A 23,701-nucleotide genomic window follows, 5' to 3' on the forward strand; every position below is an offset into this window, starting at 1 on the left:
TTCAGCGCGGGCTTTGCTTGAGGAGATACGCGCTTCGTGGCATTACCACAATTAAACCTTATTGCCGCTGAGGCCTGGAAAATCTTATGGCTAAGAAAAAGATCGGATTACCCCCTCTGGACTGGCTGCGCGTGTTCGAAGCTGCCGGGCGACTGGGCGGTTTTTCTGCCGCTGCGCGCGAATTTGGTCTGACACAGGCGGCGGTCAGTCAACGGATCGGCAATCTTGAGGCTTGGTTAGGTCGGTCGCTGTTTGTGCGCGAGGCACGGGGCGTGTCGCTGACAATCGAGGGTGAAAGCTATCTGCCATTGGTGCAGGACAGCCTGCAGGCACTGGAACGCAATACCGAGGATCTTTTCGGAAAAACCCCGCGCGAGCTTCGCGTCGCAGGACTTTCGTCGCATATCCACGCGCTGGTTCTCCCTGCCTTGCCTACGTTCCTGGAGGCGCAGCCCAAAGTGCGTGTGATGACAGATTCGATGGCGCGTCGCGCTTCGTTGGAGGAAGAGCGTACCTGGCTGCAGATCCGCTATGGCAGAGGCGTCTGGCCTGGGCGAAAGGCAAAGCTTATCGCGCCTGAAGTGCTGGCACCGATGGCAGCATCTGGCATCAAGTGGGGCGCGCCGCTGATTGATCTACGCGGAGAACGCCCCGGCTGGAAGGACTGGGCGCAGGTTGCCGGGGTTGATGAATTGCCGGCTGGCCGGATCAGTTTCGACTCGGTGGGTCATGCCATCACGGCAGCGCGTCAGGGCATGGGGATCGCGTTGGGATCACTCCCATTGGCGTCGAGCAGTTTGGAGACCGGTCAACTTCGCAGACTGGATATGCCCGAGCTTGCGACCAAAGATGGCTATTGGCTGACATGGCCCGAGGATAGGGTGCGCTCGAATCGACAGCGCGCTTTGATCGATGACTTCTTGCAGGCATTGCGCGATGGCTGATCAGAAATCGATTGCGATGCCCTTTTTCTCCCAATCGCCGTAACGGGCCGGATCCGGTCCGTCGCGCCCGCCCAGCTCTTTGGGCCGTGCCTTCGCTTCGGCCTCTGCGTTTTTGCGGCGTTCTTCTGCCTCGGCAAGGGCGCGCTGGGCGGCAGGGGGCAGGTCTTTGCGCTCGTCACTCATGACATTGGGTTCCTTTCCGTACAGGGCCTTGATATACGCCCTCGTCCGCCCAAGGCAATGCGGGCAAAGGTCACGAGAGGCACTCAGCATCATGTTAAATTCCGCCACAGCAGCGCGCCGAAGTGCGATCTATCTGCTGGATCAGATACTCGGCGAGGGGCGGCTGTTGCCCGAATGTCTTGCGGCAGGTGCGCTGGATCGATTGGCCCCTGAGGATCGCGCGCGGGCGCAACGATTGACGATCGAAACCCTGCGCGGGCTCGAGCGTGCCGACCGGCTGCTGGCCGATCACCTGCGGCAAACACCTGCGCTGACGGTTCACAACGCTTTGCGGCTTGGCACGGTCGAGCTGTGTCAGGGCGAAGCCGCGCACGGGGTGGTGAATTCCATGGTCGAGATCGTGGGCCGTTCGCGCAAGCATGGACGGCTGAAGGGGTTGGTGAACGCGGTTCTGCGCAAGATTGCCGCCGACGGGCCCGACGCTTGGCCCAAGATGCGCGTCCCTCGCCTGCCAGAGTGGTTGCGCGAACCGCTGATCATGGCGTGGGGTGAAGACGCCGTGAAAGGTATGGAGCACGCGCATTTCAACGGGGCACCATTGGATTTGACGCCAAAACCAAGCGTCGAGATCGCGGGTGCAGAGATCTTGCCCACCGGTTCGGCGCGGCTGCAGGATGCTGGGCAGGTCTCGATCCTGCCGGGATATGAAGCCGGGGATTGGTGGGTTCAGGATGCGGCGGCGGCGTTACCCGTTCGGGTTCTGGCCCCGAAAGCCGGAGAGAAAATTCTGGATCTCTGCGCCGCGCCGGGTGGAAAAACCTTGCAGCTATCCGCTGCAGGTGCAGATGTCACCGCTCTGGATATCTCGGAAGCGCGGCTTGTGCGCGTTCGCGAGAACCTGAAACGGACCGGCCTGAAAGCCAAGGTCATCGCCAGAGATGCGCTGGAGCATAAGGGCCAGTATGACGCTATCTTGCTGGACGCACCCTGTTCGGCAACGGGTACGATTCGCCGCCATCCGGATTTACCTTTCGCCAAGGACGGTTCGGAATTTGGCGGGTTGATCGAGTTACAGGCGCGCATGCTGGCTCATGCCTGGACTTTGCTGAAGCCTGGCGGGCGGTTGGTCTATTGCACATGCTCGCTGCTGCCGGACGAGGGTGAAGTACAGATTGAAGAGGCACTGGATAGCTATTCTGATATGCAGGTTGACCGCGCCGCTCTTGAGATTGCGGGCGTTGAAGCAGATTGGATCACTGAAGAAGGTGGCCTGCGCTTGCGTCCCGATTACTGGCCGGACAAGGGCGGGATGGACGGGTTTTATATCGCCTGTCTGAACAAATCCGCCTGACGCGACGCTTTTCGATGACTTGACGAGCGGACCGGTCTATCGTGTGCTCAAGCGCCCGCAGAGCGCAAGGGGCAGAGTCGCAAGCGTCATGTCAAACACGGATACAATGGCCAATCGCTGGACGCGGTTTCAGAACCGTCTTTACGCGCGCCTGAGCCAAAGGCGGAAGGCGGTCTCGGGATTCGTCGGCCAGCCCGAGCCGCGTACGGTTGGGTCTTTTGCCCGTGGTCGGCAACTGGTGGCCGGGAATTTGCTGTTTGCGGGATATCTGGTCGAGGCTGATGACACCGACCTCTGGGATGTGGTCGCGCCAAGCCTTGATTTCGATGACGAACGCCACGGTTTTGTGTGGCTGGACGATTTGGCGGCCGTGGGCGACATGCGCGCCCGGGAAAAAGCGCAGCGCTGGGTCTGGGGTTGGATAGATGCGCATGGGCGCGGCAAAGGCCCTGGTTGGGCGCCGGACCTGACAGGGCGGCGGGTCATGCGTTGGATCAATCACGCGGTTTTTCTGCTGCGCGGTGTTGATGAGGCGCAAAGCAAGGCTTTCTTTCGATCGCTGTCGCAGCAGACGTGGTTTCTGTCCAAACGCTGGACAGCGGCAACACCGGGATTGCCAAGGTTCGAGGCTCTGGCCGGTCTTGTGCAGGCCGGATTGGCGTTGGAAGGTCAGGAGCAGATGGCAGACCCGGCCTTGCGTGCTCTGGCCCGTGAGTGTGAACGTCAGATTGATGCCGAAGGCGGTATCCCAACCCGCAATCCCGAAGAATTGCTTGAGGTGTTTACCTTGTTGTCCTGGACTTCGGCGGCTCTCAGCGAAGTGGGCCGGGGCACACCTGCTTCGCAGACCGAAGCGATCAAACGCATCGCGCCGACGTTGCGAAATCTGCGCCATGCGGATGGGGCGCTGGCCAGATTTCACGGCGGTGGGCGCGGGTTGGAAGGACGGTTGGATCAGGCGTTGGCGCAAAGCGGTGTAAAGCCGCAGCAGCACTCGGACCTGTCGATGGGTTATGCGCGTCTGGCGGCCTCGCGCACGACGATTCTGGTGGATGCCAGCGCGCCACCCAAAGGCGCAGCCTCGTATAACGCGCACGCGTCCACCCTTGCGTTTGAACTGACCTCGGGCCGGCGCCCGCTGATCGTGAACTGTGGATCGGGTGGCAGTTTTGGTCAGGACTGGCGACGTGCGGGGCGCGCAACCCCGTCCCATTCGACCCTGTGTGTCGACGGCTACTCCAGCGCGCGGCTTGCCGAAGTCGCAAAAGGATCGTCGCAGGAGGCGCTGGTCGATGGCCCTCGGGACGTCCCGGTGGATTTCGAAGATGCCTTTGAAGGCACCCGGTTCATGGTCGGCCATGATGGTTACAACAAAGTGTTCGGTCTGACCCACGCCCGTACGCTCGAGCTGCGATTTGATGGGCGCGAGCTTGAAGGGGAAGATATACTGCTGACCGCAACCGACAAAGCCAAACGGCAATTTGACCGGGCCATGGATGGGGCGGGCCTGAAGGGGATCGCCTTTGATATCCGTTTTCACCTGCACCCTGACGTTGATGCGGCGTTGGATTTGGGCGGTGCGGCCGTGTCGATGGCCCTCAAAAGCGGCGAGATCTGGGTTTTCCGCCACGATCGCGTTGGAAAGTTGTCAGTTGAACCAAGCGTTTACTTGGAAAAAGGTCGATTAAAGCCGCGCGCGACAAAACAGATCGTTCTATCTGGGCGCGCAATGGAGTATGCGACGCGCATCCGGTGGACGCTCAGCAAGGCTCAGGATACAGCCTACGCCGTGCGCGATACGCACCGGGACGAGCCCGTTTTCGACTGACGCCAAAAGGACCATTGGACCCATGACCGATCTTCACCCCGTGCGCCGCGCGTTGCTTTCCGTTTCCGACAAGACCGGATTGATCGAACTGGGCAAGGCACTGTCCGAACGCGGGGTCGAGTTGCTTTCGACTGGCGGCACGGCCAAAGCGTTGCGTGATGCTGGCCTAGAGGTCAAAGATGTGAGCGAGGTGACCGGTTTTCCTGAGATGATGGATGGCCGGGTCAAAACGCTTCACCCGATGGTGCATGGCGGCCTTCTGGCGCTGCGCGACAATGATACCCACGTTGCCGCGATGAACGAACACGGGATTGCTGCGATCGACCTGCTGATCGTGAACCTCTATCCGTTTGAAGCGACCGTGGCGAAGGGTGCAGGTTACGATGAGTGCATCGAAAATATCGACATTGGTGGACCTGCGATGATCCGGGCGGCGTCCAAGAACCATGCCTTCGTTAACGTCGTTGTGGATGTCGAGGATTATTCTTCGCTGCTGGATCAACTTGAAGAAAACTACGGTAAGACGTCGCTGGGTTTCCGACAGTGGCTGGCGCAAAAGGCCTATGCCCGGACTGCCGCTTATGACACCGCCGTGTCCAACTGGATGGCCGACGCATTGCAGCTTGAGGCGCCGAAACGTCGCGCCTTTGCGGGTGAGTTGAAACAGACCCTGCGCTATGGCGAGAATAGCCATCAGCAGGCTGCATTCTACACAGATGGTACGGATCGCCCTGGCGTGGCGACCGCTGTGCAGCATCAGGGCAAGGAACTGAGCTACAACAACATCAACGACACGGACGCGGCGTTTGAACTGGTCGCCGAGTTTGATCCGGCGGACGGCGCAGCCTGTGCCATCATTAAGCACGCGAACCCGTGCGGTGTGGCCAAGGGGGCCACGTTGCTTGAGGCCTATGAAGCCGCGTTCGATTGTGATCGGACCTCGGCCTTTGGTGGGATCGTTGCTCTGAACCAGCCGCTGGATGCGGAAACCGCGCAAGAGATCACTGGAATCTTTACCGAGGTCGTGATCGCTCCGGGTGCGTCGGACGAGGCCAAAGCGATATTTGCCGCGAAGAAGAACCTGCGCTTGCTTACCACAGAGGCTCTGCCTGACGTGACAGCAGGAGGGAAAACCGTGCGTCAGGTCGCCGGTGGCCTGCTGGTGCAGGACAAGGATAACGGCTTTGTCGGCATGGATGACCTGAAGGTCGTCACCAAGAAGGCCCCGTCTGACGAACAAATGCGCGATCTGCTGTTTGCCTGGAAGGTCGCCAAACACGTAAAATCCAACGCTATCGTCTACGTTAAAAACGGCGCAACCGTAGGCGTTGGTGCAGGCCAGATGAGCCGCGTCGATTCAGCGTTGATCGCCGCCAAAAAGGCCGAGCGCATGGCCGACGTACTGGAACTGCCCCAACCACTGACCATCGGCTCGGCCGTGGCATCTGATGCGTTCTTTCCCTTTCCCGACGGATTGATGGAGGCCGCCGAGGCAGGCGCCACTTGCGTCATTCAGCCCGGCGGTTCGATGCGCGACGATGAGGTGATCGCGGCGGCAGATGAGGCAGGTCTGGCCATGGTCTTCACCGGTATGCGGCATTTCCGTCACTGATGCGCAGCCCGCTCCTCCTCTGGGCCGGACTGGCGGCGCTTTTGATCGACCAGATCAGCAAGTATCTGGTCGTTCACGTGCTGCGCGTGGCGCAGGGCGATATCGGCGTCCTGCCGCCGTTTCTGGTGTTCAAATACGGTGAGAATCGCGGCATCAACTTCGGGCTGTTTCAGGGCGACAGCGATGCAGCGCGCTGGGTCCTGATCGGCATTTCTCTGGCGATTTGTCTGGGTGTCCTGATTTGGTTGGGCCGAATAGCTCCGACGAGGTTTCAACAATTCTGCGGTGGCCTGCTGATCGGCGGCGCGCTGGGAAATGTCGTGGACCGGGTGCTTTATGGCTATGTTCTGGATTTTCTGAACATGTCCTGCTGTGGGATCAATAACCCGTTTGTGTTCAATCTGGCGGATGTGTTCATATTTGCGGGAGCATTGGGTCTGGTCCTGTTCGATGGCAAAAAGCCCTCGTGACCTGCCCGATGATATGCGATAAAAGCGCCTGAAACTGGCTGGAGACACTGATGCGTATGCCACGCACCATTCTTGTTCTGACACTCGCCGCGACAGTTGCGGGCTGTTCTGATATTGGTTTGCGCAATCTTCGGGCGCCCGGGCCCGGGCCGGATGAGTTCTCGGTCTTGCCGGTTAAGCCGCTGACCCAACCAAAGGATTATGCGTTTCTACCTGCACCTACCCCCGGTGGTGCGAATCTGACGGATCCCAATCCAAAGGCAGATGCTGTTGTGGCTCTCGGCGGCAGCGAAGCGGCCCTGAACCCCAATACCGCGATCCCTGCGAGTGATGCAGCGCTGGTCACAGCTTCAAGCCGATATGGTGTTCCCGCCAATACGCGGCAGGTTGTTGCTCAGGAAGATGCGGATTTCCGTAAGAAGAAGCAGCGCTTCACGCGTTTGCGGCTTTTCCCGGTGGATCGTTATTCGCAGGCATATAGGCGCGAGTCGATCGATGCGAACAATGCGAACGAAGCGGCGCGGCAGCGTGGTATCGAAACACCTTCTGCGCCTCCGTTGGAATGAACTTTTCTTAACATTCCGTCATTGGCCTTGAACACTGGCAGCACCACCGTAGTTTGAATACCAGAAACGAAACGGAGGATGCCCCATGGTTCGGGCCCTGGCATTGTCGGCTGCCCTGATCGCAGCATCCCCTCTTTTGGCCAAAGAGGGGCATGAGGCGGTTACCACTTTCACGCTTGATAACGGCATGGACGTCGTAGTGGTCGAAGACCACCGCGCGCCGGTGGTGCAGCATATGGTCTGGTATCGGGCAGGCTCGGCAGACGAACCGATCGGGTCCTCTGGTGTCGCGCATTTTCTGGAACACCTGCTGTTCAAGGCCACCGATACAATGGAAGCGGGCGAGTTGTCGGCCACCGTCGCGGCCAACGGGGGAAATGACAACGCATTTACCTCTTATGACTACACTGCTTATTTCCAGCGCGTTGCCGCCGACCGGTTGGAACTGATGATGCGGATGGAGGCGGACCGGATGCGCAACATCCGCCTGACCGAAAATGACATCGTGACCGAGCGCGACGTCATCCTTGAGGAACGCAACCAGAGGACCGAGAACAATCCACGCGCGCTGTTTGGCGAACAGATGAACGCAGCGCAGTATCTGAACCACCGCTATGGCGTTCCCATTATCGGCTGGAAGCACGAGATGGAAGAGCTCGACATGGACGATGCCCTGTCCTTCTATCAGACCCATTATGCGCCCAATAACGCCATTCTGGTCGTGACTGGTGATGTTGACCCGGACGAGGTCAAATCGCTGGCAGATCAGTATTATGGTGTGATTCCCGCCAATCCGGACCTGCCCGAAAGGATCCGTTCGCAGGAGCCCCCGCAAACCGCTGAGCGCCGCCTGACCTACAAAGACGCCCGAGTCTCGCAGCCTTATGTGCAACGCAGTTATCTGGCACCCGAACGCGATGCAGGCGCACAGGAGAAAGCCGCAGCGCTGTTTCTTCTGGCCGAGTTGCTGGGCGGTAGCACCACATCCTATCTGAATGAAAAGCTGCAGTTTGAGCAGCAACTGGTCGTCTATACCGGTGCGTTCTACCGCGGCGTTTCACTGGATGACACAACCTTTGATCTGATTGTTGTTCCGGCTGAAGGTGTCTCGTTGCAAGAGGCCGAGGATGCGATGGATCAGGTCGTTTCAGACTTTATTGCCGAAGGCGTGAACGAAGAGGATCTGGATCGCATCAAGATGCAGCTTCGCGCCGCTCAAACCTATGCGCGCGACAATGTGGACGGAATCGGAAACCGCTATGGACGCGCGCTGACCAGCGGGTTGACGGTTGAGGATGTACAGGCTTGGCCGAATATCCTGCAGGCGGTGACAAGCGATGACATCATCGCGGCGGCACGAGAAGTGATACAGCCCGAAACATCTGTAACCGGTTGGCTGATGCGTGACGATGAGGTGACACAATGAAACGGATTTTCGCGACTCTGATCGCTGTTGCTATCGCGCTGCCCGCATGGGCTGAAATCAAAATCCAGGAGGTAACCTCACCAGGAGGAATCACCGCATGGCTGGTCGAAGATCACTCAATACCCTTTACCGCGCTTGAGATGCGATTTCGCGGCGGCACCTCCTTGGATGATCCCGACAAACGCGGCGCGGTTTACCTGATGAGCGGTTTGATCGAGGAAGGCGCGGGCAACATGGATGTCCGGACCTATGCGCGCGAGCTTGAGGCATTGGCGGCCTCATTCAGCTACCGGGCGACGGATGATACAGTCTCGATTTCAACCCGCTTCCTGACCGAGAACCGCGATGATGTGGTCAATCTGTTGCGGACTACAATTCACGAACCCCGCTTTGACCAAGATGCCATTGAACGGGTGCGGGGGCAGGTGCTCTCGGGTCTGAAATCGGACCAAACTGATCCGAACGATATTGCCGGACGCAGTTTTGCAGCAATGGCGTACGGAGATCACCCCTACGCGACGGACGGAAAAGGGACGATCGAAAGTGTTTCGGGGCTGACCCGTGACGATATCATTGCGGCCTACCAGAACGTCTTTGCCAAGGATCGGCTATATGTCGGGGCCGTCGGTGACATCACCGCAGAAGAACTGGGCACATTGTTGGATACGCTGCTGGTGGATTTGCCAGCAACAGGGAAAGCCATCCCGGATAAGGCCGATGTTAAGATCGATGGCGGCATAAGTGTTGTGGAATTCAATACGCCTCAATCGGTTGCTCTTTTTGGCCAAAAAGGCATTGACCGCGACGATCCTGATTTCTTTGCAGCCTTTATCCTGAATCACATATTAGGCGGTGGTGGATTTGAAAGCCGCCTGATGCACGAAGTGCGGGAAAAGCGCGGTCTGACCTACGGTGTCTCGACCTTTCTGGTGCCCAAGGATCTGGCCTCGGTTTACCTTGGTTCGGTCTCATCCGCCAATGACCGGATTGCCGACGCGGTTAACGTGATCCGCGATGAGTGGGCCCGCGCTGCGTCCGAGGGATTTACCCAAGAGGAACTGGATGATGCCAAGACCTATCTTACGGGTGCATATCCGCTACGGTTCGACGGGAATGGTCAGATCGCGGGGATCATGGTGGGGATGCAGATGGAAGACTTACCCATCGACTATATCGCAACCCGCAATGACAAGGTGAACGCGGTGACACTGGAGGATATAAACCGGGTAGCGGCCGAGTTTTTGGACCCCGAAGGCCTGCATTTCACCGTGGTTGGGAAACCGACCGGTCTGGACGGATAGCGGCCAGACGACCTTGCTGCGCGTCATGACGGTGTGATTGTGTTGAGCCAGTCGCAATCTATAAATCTGCCAAGGGTACCAGAAATCCCTTGGCGTGCAATTTTGTGACTAAAGAGTTCATTAATTAGTCGCGGTCATAATTTGGCCAGAAACATCAAGGATGCTTTCATTGTCGAGGCGATTGAGCGGTTAGATCAAACCGGTGTCTCGTTCGACAATAGGTAGGACAGAAAGACGCCATGATAGTTGCGGCATTAGGAATTGGGATACTTGCGGGGCTGCTGACATTTGCGGCCTCTCTGGCTCTCGGCCAATCCCTGCTCAGCGCATTCATTCTCTATGTTGTGGCCGGTTCGCTGACTACGCTTTTGGTTGCAGCTGGACTGTATGTCAAACGCTCCTAGCCTTATTTGAAACGGTAATCCCGCGAGTCTTAAAATGTTGGCGATGCCAATGTCCTGACAGGTGCTCAGTTCTGTTTTGCCTGTGCACGCAGCATTTGCCCCATCATTTGCCCGAACTTGCCTGACCCGCGCTGATAAAGTGCCCCGTCGACCGCCAGAACCGTGCCACTGATATAGCTCGCCATATCTGAGCTGAGGAACAGGCAGGCGTTTGCCACGTCCTGCGGCTGGCCCCAACGGCCCAACGGTACGTCTTTGCGTAACGCTTCCCCAGCATCCGGGGTGGGGGCAAGGCGTTTGGCTCCCTCGGTGCCTTCGATGAAACCGGGCACGACCGAGTTCACTCGAATGCCTTCCACACCCCATTCCATCGAAAGGGTCCGGGTGATTTGATCCACGCCCGCCTTTGCCGCGCAGACATGGGCCTGACCTTCATAAGGTAAGTATGCCTGTGGGGCTGAGATGTTGATGATGCTGGCGCCGGGGCGTTTGAGGAACGGGTAGGCCCCCTTCATCACATGGATCGTGCCCATCAGGTCGATATCGATCACAGTTTTGAACGCATTGACTGACATCTCAGCCGCCAGCGCAGGGAAGTTGCCTGCTGCACCCGAGACCAAAACGTCAAAATTGCCTAATGTATCATGGAACTTTTTCAGTCCAGCCGCTACGGCCTCAGGGTTCCTCACGTCAAACGCTGCACCGATGGCATCCTGTGCGCCAGCGGCTTTCAGAGCCGCGACCGTATCATCAACCTTTTCCTGCGAACGACTGGCTACAGCCAGTTTGGAGCCCGAGGCAGCAAAGGCCTCGGCAATGCCGCGATTGATGCCGCTGGTTCCGCCGATAACGATGACGGTTTTTCCTGAAAAATCCATGTAGACCTCCCTTGGCAGGGAGCCCTACTCGCCGTAGGGCACCCAGATGTTTTTCACTTCGGACGCAGCCTGAAGGAAGCGGCGGGAATGGTCCATGCTCCAGTCAAATGCCGTCGCGTTATTGACCCAAGTTCGCTTCAGGTTTCCGGCCGAGACGGCTTCGATCTCTTTCGAAAGGTCGGTGGACGAGAACGACCAAACCGCATCGACGTTCAGATGTGAGGCCAGCGGTTTCGCCAATTCCTCATGACTGCCGGTCAGGATGTTGACCACGCCAGCGGGGACGTCCGAAGTTTCGAGGATCTGGTAAAAATCTGTGGCCGCCAGTGGATAGGGCTCGGAAGCCACCAGAACTGTCCGGTTGCCCATAGCAATCGCCGGCGCCATCGCAGAAACCAGACCCAGAAGCGGTGCCTCGTCGGCACACAGAGCACCGATCACGCCAACGGACTCTTTCATCGCAATAGCGACACCCCGAATCGGAACGCCATGCACCTGACCGTCATACTTGTCGGCCCAGGCAGCGGCGGTAAACAGACGCTGGATTGAGGCCTCAACCTCTTTCGCACCATCCTTTTTGCCGGTCATAGCGTCGATACGCGCGGCGAATTCATCGGCACGGGCCGAGAGATTCTCGCCGATGTAGTATAGGATCTGAGCCCGCAGATGGCCGGTTGTCTTGGACCAACCCTTGGCACCAGCTGCGGCCTCAACCGCGTTCCGGATGTCCTTGCGATTACCAAGCCCCACATGGCCCAGCAGACCGGATTTACCCCAGACGGGCTTTGAATAGCCACCGTCGGGCCGCGCCTGTTTACCACCGATATACAATTTGGCGGTGCGGTCGATTGGATCGACCGGAGCACCTTCGCCCATGGTCGGCTCGATCTTCGCCAGCGGTTTACCCTTGCCCTTGGGCTTTGTATATGCCGCCAAACCTTCCCAGCCGCCTTCGCGACCAAAGCCGCTTTCGCGCACGCCGCCAAACCCGGCGGCGGCGTCAAACAGGTTGGTCGCGTTCACCCAGACCACGCCAGCAACCAGCTTGGGCGCGATGTCCAGCGCGAGGTTTACGTTTTCGGTCCAGACCGTTGCTGCCAACCCGTAGCGGGTGTTGTTTGCCAGTTCGACCGCTTCTTCGGGGGTGCGGAAGGTGGACGAAACTAGCACCGGTCCAAAGATCTCTTCCTGCATCAGCGGGTCAGAGGTCTCCAACCCCGAGATCAGCGTTGGCGGGTAGTAGCAGCCGTTCGCGGGCAAGTCGCAAGCGGCCTGATGAACGCGACCAGCGGTGTTACTTTCAACCATGCCCTTGATGGTTTGCAGCTGAATAGGGTCCACTACAGCGCCCACGTCGATGCACTTGTCCAGTGGGTCACCGATGCGCAGGGTGTCCATCCGGGCACGTAACTTAGCGTGGAAACGATCGGCGATGCCCTCTTGAACCAGAAGGCGCGAGCCTGCGCAGCAGACTTGACCCTGATTGAACCAGATGGCGTCGACCAGACCTTCGATGGCACTGTCGATATCGGCGTCATCAAAGACGACGTAGGCGGACTTACCGCCCAATTCTAATGTCAGCTCCTTGCCCGACCCTGCAGTCGCCTCGCGGATGCGCCGCCCCACAACTGTCGAACCGGTAAAGGCGATCTTATCGACGTCCGCGTTTACGATCATCTCGCCCACCGCACCGTCTCCGGTCACGATATTGACCACGCCTTTCGGCAACCCGGCCTGCGAGCAGATATCGGCGAACAGCAGTGCGGTCAGCGAGGTGTACTCGGCCGGCTTCAGAACCACGGTGTTGCCCATTGCCAGTGCAGGCGCGATTTTCCACGCCAGCATCAACAGCGGGAAGTTCCACGGAATGATCTGGCCGCAAACCCCAAGCGCCTGAGCGTCGGGCAGTTCGCTTTCCATCAACTGCGCCATGCCCGCATGGTAATAGAAATGCCGCTGCGCCAGCGGGATGTCGATATCGCGCGATTCACGGATCGGCTTACCATTGTCGAGGCTTTCCAGCACAGCAAACAGGCGCGAATGCTTCTGCAGCAGGCGTGCTATCGCGTAGAGATAACGTGCGCGTCCCGCACCGCCCAGCTTCTCCCACTTGGGTTGCGCTTTTCGTGCGGCAGTAACCGCGGCGTCCACGTCACCCTGTTTCGCTTGCGTCAGCTTGGCCAGAACCTCTCCGGTCGCCGGGTTGCGGCTGTCAAACCCTTTGCCGGGTTTGGTGAATGCGCCGTCGATATAGTGGCCGAACTTGTCGCCCTGATCGACCAGCCAGGCCAGTGCCTCGGCTGCGCTTTCGGGGGCAGGGCCGTAGTCCATGGTCTCGAAAATCTCTTTGACTGTCATTGTTCTTGTCCTTTTCCCGGGGCTTCGCCCGTTCAGCGCTGAAATCGCTCCACCGGAGCGATTTCCGGGCGCGCCTCACCCCATAGAATGACGGTAACCGGCGGAATATGCGCCTGTCACATAGTGTTCCAACTGCCGCTCAATGTCGCCCAGCAGTGATGAGGCACCAAAGCGGAACAGGTCTGGTTCCAGCCAGCGGTCGCCCAACTCGTCCTTGATCAGCGACAGGTAAACCAATGCGTCTTTGGCTTTTGAGATCCCACCCGCAGGCTTATAGCCAACGCGATATCCCGTGCGGTCATAGTAATCCCGGATCGCGCGGATCATCACAAGCGACACAGGCAAGGTGGCGTTGACGCTTTCCTTGCCAGTCGAGGTCTTGATGAAATCGGCACCCGCCATCGTGCAGACCAGCGAGGCGCGGGCGACATTGCGCAGGCTGCCCAGTTCGCCGGTGGCAAGGATGGCTTTGACATGGGCATCACCACAAGCGACGCGGAACGCTTTCATCTCATCATAAAGGGCCTGCCAATCGCCGGACAGCACATGACGGCGCGATATCACAATATCGATCTCTTCGGCGCCCGCTTTCACACTTTCTTCGATCTCGGCCACGCGCAGATGGAATGGAGATAGACCAGCCGGGAAGCCAGTGGATACCGCCGCAACCGGAATACCAGTGCCTTCCAATGCGTCCACAGCCGTTTCGATCATGTCATGGTAGACGCAGACCGCTCCGGTTGTGATTGGCGGCATGTCCAGCGCCTGCAGGACCGACGATGCCACTGGTTGCCGTGCCTTGGCGCACAGGCGACGAACCCGCCCCACTGTGTCATCGCCTGAAAGCGTTGTCAGGTCGATCATTGTGATCGCTTTCAGCAGCCATGCGGCCTGATATTCCTTCTTCACCGACCGCCGACCGGGCAGCGTCGCGGCGCGGCGTTCGATGGCCGAAGTGTTGGCCTGTACGGCCCGCACCCAATCCAGATCCAAGTCCATTCCCGGGTTCCGGGGCTCGGTCACTTGCGGCAGATGCGGGGTGCGCACGGGGCTTTCTGAGCTCTGCGTTTCCATTTTTCCGTCCTTTTGGAGGTTTGCGCCAAATTCGCATGGGCTGCGAAGAAAAGAAAGGTGTGCCGACCCCTGCAAAGGGTAAAATTTTGACCAAATGGACAAAAAAGATGTTTTCTTGCGAGTAATTCGCATTTGCATTGACTTAGTTGCGAATGGTTCGCATATTCAGAGGTAACAAGGCACCTAAGTGGAGTCGCAAATGATTCGCCGTACCTTTCTTGCAGCATTGGCTTTCGTTGCTGCATTACCAGCCGCCGCATTTGCCGAGGCGCCGTTGAAGGTTGTCGCAACGACCGGCATGATCGCTGATACGGCCCGACAAATCGGCGGTGATCAGGTTGAAGTTAAAGGTTTGATGGGCCCAGGCGTTGACCCACATGCTTATCGTCAGACACGCACAGATATCGTTGCGATGACCCGCGCGGATCTGGTGCTGTGGCACGGCCTCTATCTCGAAGCGCAGATGGAAGATTTCTTTGATGATCTGGGGCGCAAGCAAACCGTTGTGGCTGTTGCGGACGGTGTCGATAAAGGCAAATTGCGCGCTCATGACGACTACGCCGACAAATATGACCCGCATGTCTGGATGAGCCCGGTGCTATGGCGTGATGTTGTGCTTGAGGTGCAAGATGCTCTGACTCTGGCTCGCCCTGAGGCTGCAGAATTCTTTTCTGCAAATACTCAAGCGTTTCTGGCCGAGATCGACGCGTTGAGCGCTTATGGCGAACAGATGCTTACTACAGTTCCTGAAGACAACCGTATGTTGGTAACTGCCCATGACGCCTTTGGCTATTTCGGTGCTGAATATGGCTATGAAGTGCTGGGTGTTCAGGGCATCTCGACCCAATCAGAGGCCGGTTTGAACCGCATCGGTGAGTTGGTCGACACACTCGTGAACCGTCAGTTGAAAGCGGTCTTCGTGGAAAGCTCGGTCTCTGACCGGTCCATGCGTGCTCTGATCGAGGGTGCCGCGGCTGAAGGCCACGAGGTCGGTGTCGGTGGAGAGCTTTACTCGGACGCGATGGGAGAGCCCGGCACATATGAGGGCACTTATATCGGAATGCTTGATCACAACATCACCGTGATTGCCGGGGCGCTGGGCGCGGATGTGCCGCAGCGTGGCATGAACGGCAAACTGTCGGCGGGGTTCTGAGCCATGCTGGAACTCGCAACAGTTCAAGGTGTTTCAATTGAAGGGCAGGATATTGATCGCTGCCCGCTCGCCATTCGCGGTCTGACTGTCTCGTACGGTCAGAAGCCCGCAGTGTTCTCGGTGGATATGACGGTGCAACCCGGCGCGATGACGGCGATCATCGGACCGAATGGGGCTGGCAAGTCCACTCTGCTCAAGGCCGCGTTGGGGATCGTATCGCCTCTGTCCGGTCAGGTGACGGTGTTTGGCCAGCCGCTCGAAGATCAGCGTGCGCGCATCGCCTATGTCCCGCAGCGCGCCAGTGTGGATTGGGATTTTCCGACACGCGTGATTGACGTGGTTCTGATGGGACTATCGCGTCAGTTGGGTCTGCTGGGTCGTGTTCGCGCACGTCATATGGCCTGCGCCATGGACTGTTTGAACCGTGTCGGAATGCGAGAGTTTGCTGACCGTCAGATTGGTCAGCTCTCCGGTGGTCAGCAGCAGAGGGTCTTTCTTGCGCGTGCATTGGCACAAGATGCTGATCTGTACCTGCTGGACGAGCCCTTTGCAGGCGTGGACGCCGCGACCGAAAAGGCCATCATTGCTGTGCTCAAATCACTAAAACAAGCCGGCAAGACCGTTGTCGTGGTGCATCACGACTTGGCAACGGTTGCGGACTATTTTGATCATGTGTTCCTGATCAACACCCGCAAGGTGGCCGAAGGTTCGGTTGAGCAGGCCTTTACTGCGGAAACGTTACAAGCCGCTTATGGCGGACGCCTCGCAACGGCACAGATCGATCAGATTTCACGCGCACTGGGATAATCATGCTTTGGGATGCTCTGACCCTGCAGCTTGGTTACAACGCCACGCTGGTCGCGATTGGTGCGACGTTGCTGGGCATTTCAGCGGGAGTGACCGGCACGTTTCTGTTCCTGCGTAAGCGTGCCCTCGTAAGCGATGCCATTAGCCATGCGACTCTGCCGGGGGTTTGCCTTGCCTTCATGGCATTGGTGGCGTTTGGAGGGGATGGGCGCAATCTAATTGGTCTGTTGGTCGGTTCGGCCATATCGGCTTGGGTCGGTCTGCTTTGCATGAACTGGCTAACGCGCCATACGCGGCTTGCAGAGGATGCTGCAATCGGTGCGGTTCTTTCGGTCTTCTTTGGGTTTGGTGTTGTCCTGCTGACGGTGATTCAGACCATGGGTGTTGGACGTCAAGCCGGGTTGGAGGGGTTCTTGCTTGGGTCCACCGCCGGAATGCTCTGGGCAGACGCGCTCGTGATTGCAATCGGTGGTGCGGCGACTCTGTTGCTGGTGATGATTATCCGCCGTCCGATGACGATGGTAGCCTTTGATCCTGAATACGCCGCCGCGCGTGGATTGCCTGTGCACCGGATTGATCTGGCGATGATGGGGCTTGTTATGGCGGTCACTGTGGTCGGGTTGAAGATCGTTGGCCTGATCCTGATTGTCGCGCTGCTCATCATTCCTCCGGTGACCGCGCGGTTTTGGACAGAACGATCCGATCGTGTTGTGCTGCTGGCAGGGATATCCGGGGGGCTTGCTGGCTTTTTGGGAGCAGGAATTTCGGCCTCGGCACCGAACCTGCCAACCGGTCCGATCATTGTCCTGGTCAGTTTTGGATCTTTCGCGCTGTCACTTTTGTTCGCACCGGTTCGCGGCGTTTTGGCGGCGGTACTGCGGCACCTTAGATTCCAGCGACGCGTGCATATCCGGCAGGGTCTTCTGGCGCTGGCGCAAGGTCAGAAGATCTATGAGCCACTGACCATTCGCCTGCTGCGTCGTGCGGGTATCGTGCGTGCGGATGGTGTTGCGACAGACGAAGGGAAAGCGCGCGCCGCCAAAGCGCTGCGGGACGAAAAGCGGTGGGAATTCGTACGTGCCGATCAGGCGCACGAGGCCACCGCGGCGCTGTACGATGGTTTGCGTGATATCGAGACTGTTCTAACGCGTGATCAGATCGCCGAAATAGACCGTCGCATCGGTGGCCCGCAGGAGGTCATGCCATGAGTGGTGAAGAATTTGTCCCTCTGTCGCTGACCCCTCTGTTGATTGGAACATTTGCAGCCATCGCTTGCGCGCTTCCCGGAAACTTTCTGGTTCTTCGTAAACAGGCCCTTATTGGCGATGCGATCAGCCATGTGGTGCTGCCCGGCATTGTCGTGGCGTTTCTGCTGACAGGTGTGATCTCTACTTGGCCCATGATGCTTGGCGCGGCCGGGGCCGCTGTTGTTGCCGTTGTGATGATCGAGGCGATCCGACGATTAGGTCAGATTGAACCCGGCGCCGCAATGGGAGTGGTGTTCACAACCATGTTTGCGGGCGGGGTATTACTGTTGGAACAGACTGATACTTCGACGGTTCATCTGGACGTGGAACACGCGCTTTATGGCAATCTGGAAAGCTTGATCTGGTTGGATGCCACAGGATGGTCGTCTCTGCTGGACGTACAGGCATTGGCTGGTCTGCCCCCCGAATTGCCCCGAATTGCACTGACGATGGTGGGTGTCATCTTGTTTACCTGGTTGTTCTGGCGGCCGCTCAAGATCTCGACATTCGACGAAGGATTTGCTCGTACCATTGGCATCCGAACCGGAGCGTTGGGTATGGCGCTGGTCATCACAGCGGCGATCGCTGCCGTAGCTGCATTTGATGCCGTGGGATCAATCATCGTGATCGCCATGTTCATCTGTCCACCCGCTGCGGCTCGGATGATGACGAACCGACTGGAAACCCAGATTGTCTGGAGCGTTCTGTTCGCGACCATTTCAGCCATCTCGGGATATGTTCTGGCTGGGTACGGCCCATTGTGGCTGGGGGGTGCAGATGCTGTTAGTGCTGCGGGAATGATCGCGACGATATCTGGCTTGATACTGGCGCTGACCGCCGTCCTTGGCCCCTGTCGAACCCGCAGCGGAGCCCCCAGCCAGGCTTAACTTGGCGTATTCACGCCAATGGTTTTCGCAAGGTTTCGGCTGAACTTCGCCAAATGGAAACAATTTCCAAATATTAACGGGATTTATTCCATGTGCGATGGTACGCAAGCCTGGATCAAATACCACAAGACCACCACTCACTCTGGTATATCCGGCCAGTATTGACCTAAGTCGCTACCCCCTTTACGACAGGGTCAAACTGGCCGGATACATCATTTGCTCGCCCGCTGAACCATCCAAACCTGTGGTCGAATCGCGCATATCTATGCTAGGTCTAGTGGTATGGTGTATGCAGACCCCAATATCAGCAACGATCGCCCGGTAATTCGGCAGCTTGATGATGCAGCGATCAATCGGATTGCTGCTGGTGAAGTCGTGGAACGGCCGGCCTCTGCAGTTAAAGAATTGGTCGAAAATGCCATAGATGCCGGGGCCAAACGCATTGCCGTCGAAGTCGCGGATGGCGGCAAGACCCTGATTCGTGTCACCGATGATGGCTGCGGCATCGCCGCTGAAGATTTACCGCTGGCGTTGTCGCGTCATGCGACATCAAAGATCGACGGGTCCGATCTGCTAAATATCCACACATTTGGGTTTCGCGGGGAAGCGCTGCCCTCGCTGGGAGCGGTTGGTCGTTTAACCATCACAAGTCGCGTACCGGGCTCTGAAGCCGCTACAATCCACGTGGCGGGTGGCAAAATGGAGGCGGTGAAACCTGCCGCTTTGCGCACGGGGACAGTGGTCGAGCTGCGAGACCTATTCTACGCCACCCCGGCACGGCTGAAGTTCATGCGCACGGACCGGGCTGAGGCGCAGGCAATTTCCGACATCGTGAAACGTCTTGCAATGGCCGAGCCTGCAATAGCGTTCACCCTACGTGATGTTTCGGGTGGTGGAGAAGGTCGCGTGACCTTCCGCGCCGACCGCGAGAATGGCGATCTGTTTGATGCGTTGCACGCCCGATTGGCGCGCATACTAGGACGTGAATTCGCTGAGAACGCGTTGCAGATTGATGCCACCCGCGAAGGGCTCAGGCTGTATGGCTATGCCGCGCTTCCGACCTATTCGCGTGGGGCTGCCGTCGCGCAGTATCTGTTTGTCAACGGACGACCCGTGCGGGACAAGATGCTAACCGGGGCTCTGCGCGCGGCCTATTTCGATTTTCTCAGTCGCGATCGACATCCGGCCGCTGCGCTGTTTATCGACTGTGATCCAACGCTGGTGGACGTGAATGTGCATCCGGCTAAATCCGAGGTTAGGTTCCGCGATCCGGGCCTAGCACGTGGGTTGATCGTATCCAGCCTGCGCCACGCGCTGGCCGAGGCCGGACATCGTGCGTCTTCGACTGTAGCAAATGCAACCTTGGGTGCGATGCGGCCCGCGCCCGCTGCGCCAGCGCGGGTGTATCAGATGGATAGTCCGTCGCCGATGGCGCGTCAGGCGGCCTATCGTGTGCAATCACCTGGCTTTGCTGAGCTGTCACAGAATTATAGCGGGCGTATCGTGGATCCGGCGCCAGAAACTGCTCCATTGGAAGAACCGCAGGACCTGCCATTGGGGGCCGCGCGAGGTCAGGTGCACGAGAATTACATCATTGCCCAGACAGCAGATGGCATGGTGATCGTGGATCAGCACGCCGCGCATGAACGGTTGGTTTACGAAAAGCTCAAACGCCAGGTGGCCGAAAACGGCGTTGCCGCCCAAGCCTTGCTGATCCCTGAAATTGTCGATCTGACAGATGGGGACTGCGCGCGGTTGATGGCAGTCGCTGATGATCTTGCGCGCTTTGGGCTGACCATCGAACCCTTTGGCGGTGGAGCGGTCGCTGTGCGCGAAACTCCGGCCATTCTGGGTGAAGTCGATGCTCGAGCCATGATCCTCGATATCCTCGATGAGCTTGCCGATCAGGGCGAAAGCCAGACGGTGCAAGCTCGAATTGAGGCGATCCTCAGTCGGGTGGCCTGTCATGGTTCAGTCCGATCAGGCCGTCGGATGCGGGCAGAAGAAATGAACGCCCTGCTGCGCGAGATGGAGGCGACGCCCCATTCCGGCCAATGCAACCATGGGCGGCCGACCTATGTGGAATTGAAGCTCAGCGATATCGAACGCCTGTTTGGTCGCAGTTGATCCATCGGCCCTGTCGGGCTATGACGAATAAAACAAGAACATCCGAGGCGACATGATCGAGATAGCTGGTACTCAATATGCGTTGAATGACCCCATCATCCTGATCGCTGGCGGAGTTGTGGCGTTGATTCTGCTCTTGCTGTTTCTGTCGCTACGGGCGTCACAACGCTCGGCCCGGATGGCCGAACCCTTGGCCCGGCAGATGGCCCATTTGGGACAGCATGTGCAGCAACTAGGCCAAGGGCAGGAGCAACTACGCGGCGGATTGCAGCATGTCTCGGACACGCAGGCCAATGCGCAGGTGCAGGTGATCCAAACTGTCGAATCCCGCCTGTCTTCCGTGCAGCAGCAGATGAATGACCGGCTGGCAGATAACGCGATGAAATCGGCGCGCGCCTTGGCTGAGATGCAGGAGCGGATGAAGGAATCGCTGCATGGTTCGTCGAAACAGACGGCGACCTCGCTGACGCAATTGCAAGAACGTCTGGCGGCCATAGACAAGGCGCAGGACAATATCACCAAGCTTTCCGGCGACGTGCTGTCTTTGCAGGATATCCTGTCGAACAAGCAGACGCGCGGGGCGTTCGGGGAAATCCAGCTCAACGATATCGTCTCGAAGGCGTTGCCATCGGATAGTTTTCAGCTGCAGGCAACTTTGTCGAATGGACGACGGGCGGATTGCCTGATCAACTTGCCAAACCCTCCCGGACCTATCGTGATCGACAGTAAGTTTCCGTTGGAGGCCTATGAGGCGCTGATCGGATCGACTAACGATATGGAGCTGAAAGCTGCGGTGCAGATGTTCCGCAGTACCGTGCGCAAGCACATCAACGATATCGCCGAGAAGTACATTCTGGACGGTGAAACAGCTGATGGGGCGCTGATGTTCCTGCCGTCTGAGGCGGTCTATGCCGAGCTGCACGCCAAGTTCCCGGAACTTGTGCAGGAGAGTTTTTCGAAACGCGTCTGGATCGTGTCCCCGACCACCTGCATGGCGACGCTGAACACCATGCGCGCGATCCTCAAAGACGCGCGCATGCGCGAGCAGGCCGGTGCCATCCGCAAGGAGCTGGGAATGCTGCACAAGGATGTGGACCGTTTGGGTGAACGTGTCTCGAACCTTGATCGCCATTTTGGTCAGGCGGCCAAGGACATCTCGGAAATCAAGATAAGCGCCGAAAAGGCGGGTCGCCGGGCGCAACGTTTGGACAATTTCGATTTCGAAGAGCTTGCGCCGGATGACCACACAAACGTCGTGCCGCTGGGAAAAACCGAAGGCTGAGCGTTACTGGATGGATAGGTCCAGATTATAACCAACCGTCTTGCCGGTGTCGCGATCGTTCCCCATCAGATAAACACGTATGGTGTAGTCGCCATTATCTGGAAGCTCGATCCGGGCGGTATTGCCATCAATTGAACCATTGTAAATTGCAACTCCGTCACTGTTCGGGGGCAGGATATTGAAATAGATCACGCCATAGCCGTTGGTGTGACTGACCTTGAGGTCGGCGAACATCTCCTGCCCAGCCTTGGCGCCGAGTTTATAGTCGAAATACTCGTTTCCGGTTACAGTACCATTCACCATCGTACCGAAATTGCCCGGTTGGAATTTCACGTCTGCTGTCATCTGAGCGGAAACGCTGGCTCCGAAGGCCATCAACAGCGCCATAGTTGCCATCCTTAACATTGCTGAAATCCCCCAGTTGGTTAGCGTCGATAAACAACCCTACCATAACGGATCAGATTCGAAGGAATGGCTGGAACAGGCGCGGCATCAGCTTGCTGAACTTCAGTGGAGCATCGGTGACCGCCAGACAAATGCAGTCTTCAGAGATGTCTGCCGTAGGCGTGTGATGGATAGATTGGTCTGCAATTTCGACATCGCCGCGGTCGAAGCGGTCGATCTCGTCAGAGAATGCACCCTGCAGGACCATCGTCAGTTCTATGCCATTATGGCTGTGATCCGGCACCGCTGCCCCGGCGGGGATAAACAACAACCGGGCGGTGGCTTCGCTGGTCGTGGGCAGGATTGCCTGTTTGACACCCATGCCGACGGGCTTCCATTTGATCGCGTTCACGTCGCCGCCAACATAGTCCTGCAGCGGTGCCGGAAGCACTGCACAAGATGGGCGCGCGGGTTTAGCCTTTGGTGCACCCTGAGCAATCAATGCCATTGTTGCCGCCAATGAACCGTCGCTCATGCTTGCAGACGCATCTTGTTCCTGTAAAACGCATCCGCCAACTGCGTCAAAGCTTTCAGCGCGGGCGCGGCAGTGGTCGCAAAGAGATAGGTGCGTGGCGACCATCAGGTCGAACGCTTCGGGCAGATTGCCTGCGGCATAGGCCATCAGCAGGTCGTCTGTCAGGTGATGTTTAATCTCGTTTCTCATGCTCGTCATCTCAGTTCATCGCGTAGCGCAAGCGGTCCAGCGCCAGCCGTATCCGTGATTTGATCGTCCCCAAAGGTAACCCGGTCTGAGATGCGATTTCTCGATGGCTCAGATCTCCGAAGTAGGCCTTCTCGATCAGCTGTCTTTGCGCCTCGGGTAATGCCGCCATGGCATCACGCAGCTGCGCGGTTTCCTGTTGCAGCGCCAGAACGTCTTCCTGTTCCGGCTCCGCCTCTGGCCCCCACCAGAGGTCTTCGGGTTCAGGGCGGCGTTGCTTTCGCAATACGTCAATGCGCTTGTTTCTTGCGATAGTGAACACCCAGGTCGCAACCGTTGCCCTTGTCGGGTCAAACAGATGCGCCTTGTGCCACAAGGTCGCCATGACCTCCTGCGCGCATTCCTCCGCCAGTGCAGCGTCTGACCCGGACTTGATTAGAAACGCCTTTATTCGAGGTGCAAAATGCTGGAACAGTTCAGCAAATGCGATCTGATCCTTCGCATCTCGGATGCGACGGATGTGATCCACCCATTCCTTTCTCGTGTCACAACCTTTGTTTTGTCCGTTCACCGATTTACCTTTGAATCGTTTGGCTCCGTGCACGGCACTTTTGACAGCAGGTTGTGCTGCCGCATCGTCCAAGGTCACGGTATCTATCTCGGTAAACATAACCTCATTACGTTGTCTGACCCAAGTT

General features: G+C 58.0%; 22 protein-coding genes. 15 read left to right on the top strand and 7 right to left on the bottom strand.

The window, feature by feature from the left end; all coding sequences use genetic code 11:
• Positions 1 to 86 precede the first annotated feature (86 nt).
• The gene (locus ACRZ91_RS20680) at positions 87 to 944 is read left to right on the top strand and encodes a LysR family transcriptional regulator (protein WP_480908277.1); all 858 of its coding nucleotides are present in this window, start codon (positions 87 to 89) and stop codon (positions 942 to 944) included.
• Here ACRZ91_RS20680 and ACRZ91_RS20685 read toward each other — a convergent pair whose 3' ends face one another.
• A complete protein-coding gene (locus tag ACRZ91_RS20685) occupies positions 945 to 1,127 on the bottom strand; it encodes a DUF1674 domain-containing protein (RefSeq protein WP_010438637.1) in 183 nt (60 codons plus the stop codon). It abuts the gene before it with no gap.
• A 91-nt stretch (positions 1,128 to 1,218) separates the two neighbouring features.
• Between ACRZ91_RS20685 and ACRZ91_RS20690 the strand changes: the two genes are divergently transcribed.
• The 8 genes from ACRZ91_RS20690 to ACRZ91_RS20725 all read left to right on the top strand — a co-directional run bounded on the left by ACRZ91_RS20690 (position 1,219) and on the right by ACRZ91_RS20725 (position 10,085).
• Positions 1,219 to 2,478: an RsmB/NOP family class I SAM-dependent RNA methyltransferase gene (locus ACRZ91_RS20690; protein ID WP_480908279.1), complete on the top strand. Its 1,260-nt coding sequence runs from the start codon at positions 1,219 to 1,221 to the stop codon at positions 2,476 to 2,478.
• Positions 2,479 to 2,566: 88 nt separating this feature from the next.
• A complete protein-coding gene (locus tag ACRZ91_RS20695) occupies positions 2,567 to 4,306 on the top strand; it encodes a heparinase II/III family protein (RefSeq protein WP_480908281.1) in 1,740 nt (579 codons plus the stop codon).
• Between the two features lie 22 nt (positions 4,307 to 4,328).
• Positions 4,329 to 5,918 carry a bifunctional phosphoribosylaminoimidazolecarboxamide formyltransferase/IMP cyclohydrolase gene (gene purH, locus ACRZ91_RS20700; protein WP_480908283.1) on the top strand — a complete coding sequence of 530 codons (1,590 nt, stop codon included), beginning with the start codon at positions 4,329 to 4,331 and terminating at the stop codon, positions 5,916 to 5,918.
• A complete protein-coding gene (lspA, locus tag ACRZ91_RS20705; protein ID WP_480656364.1) occupies positions 5,918 to 6,388 on the top strand; it encodes a signal peptidase II in 471 nt (156 codons plus the stop codon). Before purH ends, lspA begins: the two co-directional genes overlap by 1 nt.
• 50 nt (positions 6,389 to 6,438) lie before the next feature.
• Positions 6,439 to 6,954 (top strand): DUF3035 domain-containing protein, encoded by a 516-nt coding sequence (locus ACRZ91_RS20710; protein ID WP_010438645.1) that lies wholly within the window; start codon positions 6,439 to 6,441, stop codon positions 6,952 to 6,954.
• 85 nt (positions 6,955 to 7,039) lie between these two features.
• Complete coding sequence (locus tag ACRZ91_RS20715; protein ID WP_480908285.1) at positions 7,040 to 8,380, top strand: M16 family metallopeptidase; 1,341 nt, start codon at positions 7,040 to 7,042, stop codon at positions 8,378 to 8,380.
• On the top strand, positions 8,377 to 9,681 hold the full coding sequence (locus tag ACRZ91_RS20720) for a M16 family metallopeptidase (protein ID WP_480908286.1): 1,305 nt from the start codon (positions 8,377 to 8,379) through the stop codon (positions 9,679 to 9,681). The genes ACRZ91_RS20715 and ACRZ91_RS20720 overlap by 4 nt, the downstream gene beginning before the upstream one ends.
• 239 nt (positions 9,682 to 9,920) lie before the next feature.
• Entirely contained in the window at positions 9,921 to 10,085 is a 165-nt protein-coding gene (locus ACRZ91_RS20725) for a hypothetical protein (RefSeq protein WP_170776043.1), read from the top strand.
• A 65-nt stretch (positions 10,086 to 10,150) separates the two neighbouring features.
• On the opposite strand, the gene ACRZ91_RS20730 is transcribed toward ACRZ91_RS20725, so the two are convergent.
• From ACRZ91_RS20730 to deoC, 3 genes are all read right to left on the bottom strand, one after another.
• Positions 10,151 to 10,963, bottom strand: a complete 813-nt coding sequence (locus ACRZ91_RS20730; RefSeq protein ID WP_480908288.1) for an SDR family oxidoreductase — start codon at positions 10,961 to 10,963, stop codon at positions 10,151 to 10,153.
• 24 nt (positions 10,964 to 10,987) lie between these two features.
• Positions 10,988 to 13,321: an aldehyde dehydrogenase family protein gene (locus ACRZ91_RS20735; protein ID WP_480908290.1), complete on the bottom strand. Its 2,334-nt coding sequence runs from the start codon at positions 13,319 to 13,321 to the stop codon at positions 10,988 to 10,990.
• A gap of 75 nt (positions 13,322 to 13,396) precedes the next feature.
• Positions 13,397 to 14,395 (bottom strand): deoxyribose-phosphate aldolase, encoded by a 999-nt coding sequence (gene deoC, locus ACRZ91_RS20740; protein ID WP_480908292.1) that lies wholly within the window; start codon positions 14,393 to 14,395, stop codon positions 13,397 to 13,399.
• 199 nt (positions 14,396 to 14,594) lie between these two features.
• Between deoC and ACRZ91_RS20745 the strand changes: the two genes are divergently transcribed.
• The 6 genes from ACRZ91_RS20745 (at position 14,595) to ACRZ91_RS20770 (ending at position 21,898) form a co-directional block, all read left to right on the top strand.
• Positions 14,595 to 15,548: a metal ABC transporter solute-binding protein, Zn/Mn family gene (locus tag ACRZ91_RS20745; protein ID WP_170471828.1), complete on the top strand. Its 954-nt coding sequence runs from the start codon at positions 14,595 to 14,597 to the stop codon at positions 15,546 to 15,548.
• Between the two features lie 3 nt (positions 15,549 to 15,551).
• On the top strand, positions 15,552 to 16,355 hold the full coding sequence (locus ACRZ91_RS20750; RefSeq protein WP_480908294.1) for a metal ABC transporter ATP-binding protein: 804 nt from the start codon (positions 15,552 to 15,554) through the stop codon (positions 16,353 to 16,355).
• 2 nt (positions 16,356 to 16,357) lie between these two features.
• Entirely contained in the window at positions 16,358 to 17,563 is a 1,206-nt protein-coding gene (locus ACRZ91_RS20755; RefSeq protein WP_170471832.1) for a metal ABC transporter permease, read from the top strand.
• Complete coding sequence (locus tag ACRZ91_RS20760; protein WP_480908296.1) at positions 17,560 to 18,489, top strand: metal ABC transporter permease; 930 nt, start codon at positions 17,560 to 17,562, stop codon at positions 18,487 to 18,489. Before ACRZ91_RS20755 ends, ACRZ91_RS20760 begins: the two co-directional genes overlap by 4 nt.
• Positions 18,490 to 18,771: 282 nt before the next feature.
• Entirely contained in the window at positions 18,772 to 20,616 is a 1,845-nt protein-coding gene (mutL, locus tag ACRZ91_RS20765; protein ID WP_480908298.1) for a DNA mismatch repair endonuclease MutL, read from the top strand.
• Positions 20,617 to 20,668: 52 nt separating this feature from the next.
• Positions 20,669 to 21,898: a DNA recombination protein RmuC gene (locus ACRZ91_RS20770; protein WP_480908300.1), complete on the top strand. Its 1,230-nt coding sequence runs from the start codon at positions 20,669 to 20,671 to the stop codon at positions 21,896 to 21,898.
• A gap of 3 nt (positions 21,899 to 21,901) precedes the next feature.
• Here the strand turns inward: ACRZ91_RS20770 and ACRZ91_RS20775 are convergent, their stop codons facing one another.
• The 3 genes from ACRZ91_RS20775 to ACRZ91_RS20785 form a co-directional block, all read right to left on the bottom strand.
• Complete coding sequence (locus tag ACRZ91_RS20775; RefSeq protein ID WP_480908302.1) at positions 21,902 to 22,285, bottom strand: hypothetical protein; 384 nt, start codon at positions 22,283 to 22,285, stop codon at positions 21,902 to 21,904.
• Positions 22,286 to 22,355: 70 nt separating this feature from the next.
• Positions 22,356 to 23,006 (bottom strand): ChrR family anti-sigma-E factor, encoded by a 651-nt coding sequence (locus ACRZ91_RS20780; RefSeq protein ID WP_170776053.1) that lies wholly within the window; start codon positions 23,004 to 23,006, stop codon positions 22,356 to 22,358.
• 10 nt (positions 23,007 to 23,016) lie between these two features.
• Positions 23,017 to 23,673: a sigma-70 family RNA polymerase sigma factor gene (locus ACRZ91_RS20785; protein ID WP_480908304.1), complete on the bottom strand. Its 657-nt coding sequence runs from the start codon at positions 23,671 to 23,673 to the stop codon at positions 23,017 to 23,019.
• Positions 23,674 to 23,701 lie beyond the last annotated feature (28 nt).

Source organism: Ruegeria sp. O11, assembly GCF_056535285.1.

What these genes read in the sequence shown, in the direction of transcription:
- ACRZ91_RS20680 (WP_480908277.1), top strand. Translation starts at nt 87, where the DNA reads ATGGCTAAGAAAAAGATCGGATTACCCCCTCTGGACTGGCTGCGCGTG.
- ACRZ91_RS20685 (WP_010438637.1), bottom strand. Translation starts at nt 1,127, where the DNA reads ATGAGTGACGAGCGCAAAGACCTGCCCCCTGCCGCCCAGCGCGCCCTT.
- ACRZ91_RS20690 (WP_480908279.1), top strand. Translation starts at nt 1,219, where the DNA reads ATGTTAAATTCCGCCACAGCAGCGCGCCGAAGTGCGATCTATCTGCTG.
- ACRZ91_RS20695 (WP_480908281.1), top strand. Translation starts at nt 2,567, where the DNA reads ATGTCAAACACGGATACAATGGCCAATCGCTGGACGCGGTTTCAGAAC.
- purH (WP_480908283.1), top strand. Translation starts at nt 4,329, where the DNA reads ATGACCGATCTTCACCCCGTGCGCCGCGCGTTGCTTTCCGTTTCCGAC.
- lspA (WP_480656364.1), top strand. Translation starts at nt 5,918, where the DNA reads ATGCGCAGCCCGCTCCTCCTCTGGGCCGGACTGGCGGCGCTTTTGATC.
- ACRZ91_RS20710 (WP_010438645.1), top strand. Translation starts at nt 6,439, where the DNA reads ATGCGTATGCCACGCACCATTCTTGTTCTGACACTCGCCGCGACAGTT.
- ACRZ91_RS20715 (WP_480908285.1), top strand. Translation starts at nt 7,040, where the DNA reads ATGGTTCGGGCCCTGGCATTGTCGGCTGCCCTGATCGCAGCATCCCCT.
- ACRZ91_RS20720 (WP_480908286.1), top strand. Translation starts at nt 8,377, where the DNA reads ATGAAACGGATTTTCGCGACTCTGATCGCTGTTGCTATCGCGCTGCCC.
- ACRZ91_RS20725 (WP_170776043.1), top strand. Translation starts at nt 9,921, where the DNA reads ATGATAGTTGCGGCATTAGGAATTGGGATACTTGCGGGGCTGCTGACA.
- ACRZ91_RS20730 (WP_480908288.1), bottom strand. Translation starts at nt 10,963, where the DNA reads ATGGATTTTTCAGGAAAAACCGTCATCGTTATCGGCGGAACCAGCGGC.
- ACRZ91_RS20735 (WP_480908290.1), bottom strand. Translation starts at nt 13,321, where the DNA reads ATGACAGTCAAAGAGATTTTCGAGACCATGGACTACGGCCCTGCCCCC.
- deoC (WP_480908292.1), bottom strand. Translation starts at nt 14,395, where the DNA reads ATGGAAACGCAGAGCTCAGAAAGCCCCGTGCGCACCCCGCATCTGCCG.
- ACRZ91_RS20745 (WP_170471828.1), top strand. Translation starts at nt 14,595, where the DNA reads ATGATTCGCCGTACCTTTCTTGCAGCATTGGCTTTCGTTGCTGCATTA.
- ACRZ91_RS20750 (WP_480908294.1), top strand. Translation starts at nt 15,552, where the DNA reads ATGCTGGAACTCGCAACAGTTCAAGGTGTTTCAATTGAAGGGCAGGAT.
- ACRZ91_RS20755 (WP_170471832.1), top strand. Translation starts at nt 16,358, where the DNA reads ATGCTTTGGGATGCTCTGACCCTGCAGCTTGGTTACAACGCCACGCTG.
- ACRZ91_RS20760 (WP_480908296.1), top strand. Translation starts at nt 17,560, where the DNA reads ATGAGTGGTGAAGAATTTGTCCCTCTGTCGCTGACCCCTCTGTTGATT.
- mutL (WP_480908298.1), top strand. Translation starts at nt 18,772, where the DNA reads ATGGTGTATGCAGACCCCAATATCAGCAACGATCGCCCGGTAATTCGG.
- ACRZ91_RS20770 (WP_480908300.1), top strand. Translation starts at nt 20,669, where the DNA reads ATGATCGAGATAGCTGGTACTCAATATGCGTTGAATGACCCCATCATC.
- ACRZ91_RS20775 (WP_480908302.1), bottom strand. Translation starts at nt 22,285, where the DNA reads ATGGCGCTGTTGATGGCCTTCGGAGCCAGCGTTTCCGCTCAGATGACA.
- ACRZ91_RS20780 (WP_170776053.1), bottom strand. Translation starts at nt 23,006, where the DNA reads ATGAGAAACGAGATTAAACATCACCTGACAGACGACCTGCTGATGGCC.
- ACRZ91_RS20785 (WP_480908304.1), bottom strand. Translation starts at nt 23,673, where the DNA reads ATGTTTACCGAGATAGATACCGTGACCTTGGACGATGCGGCAGCACAA.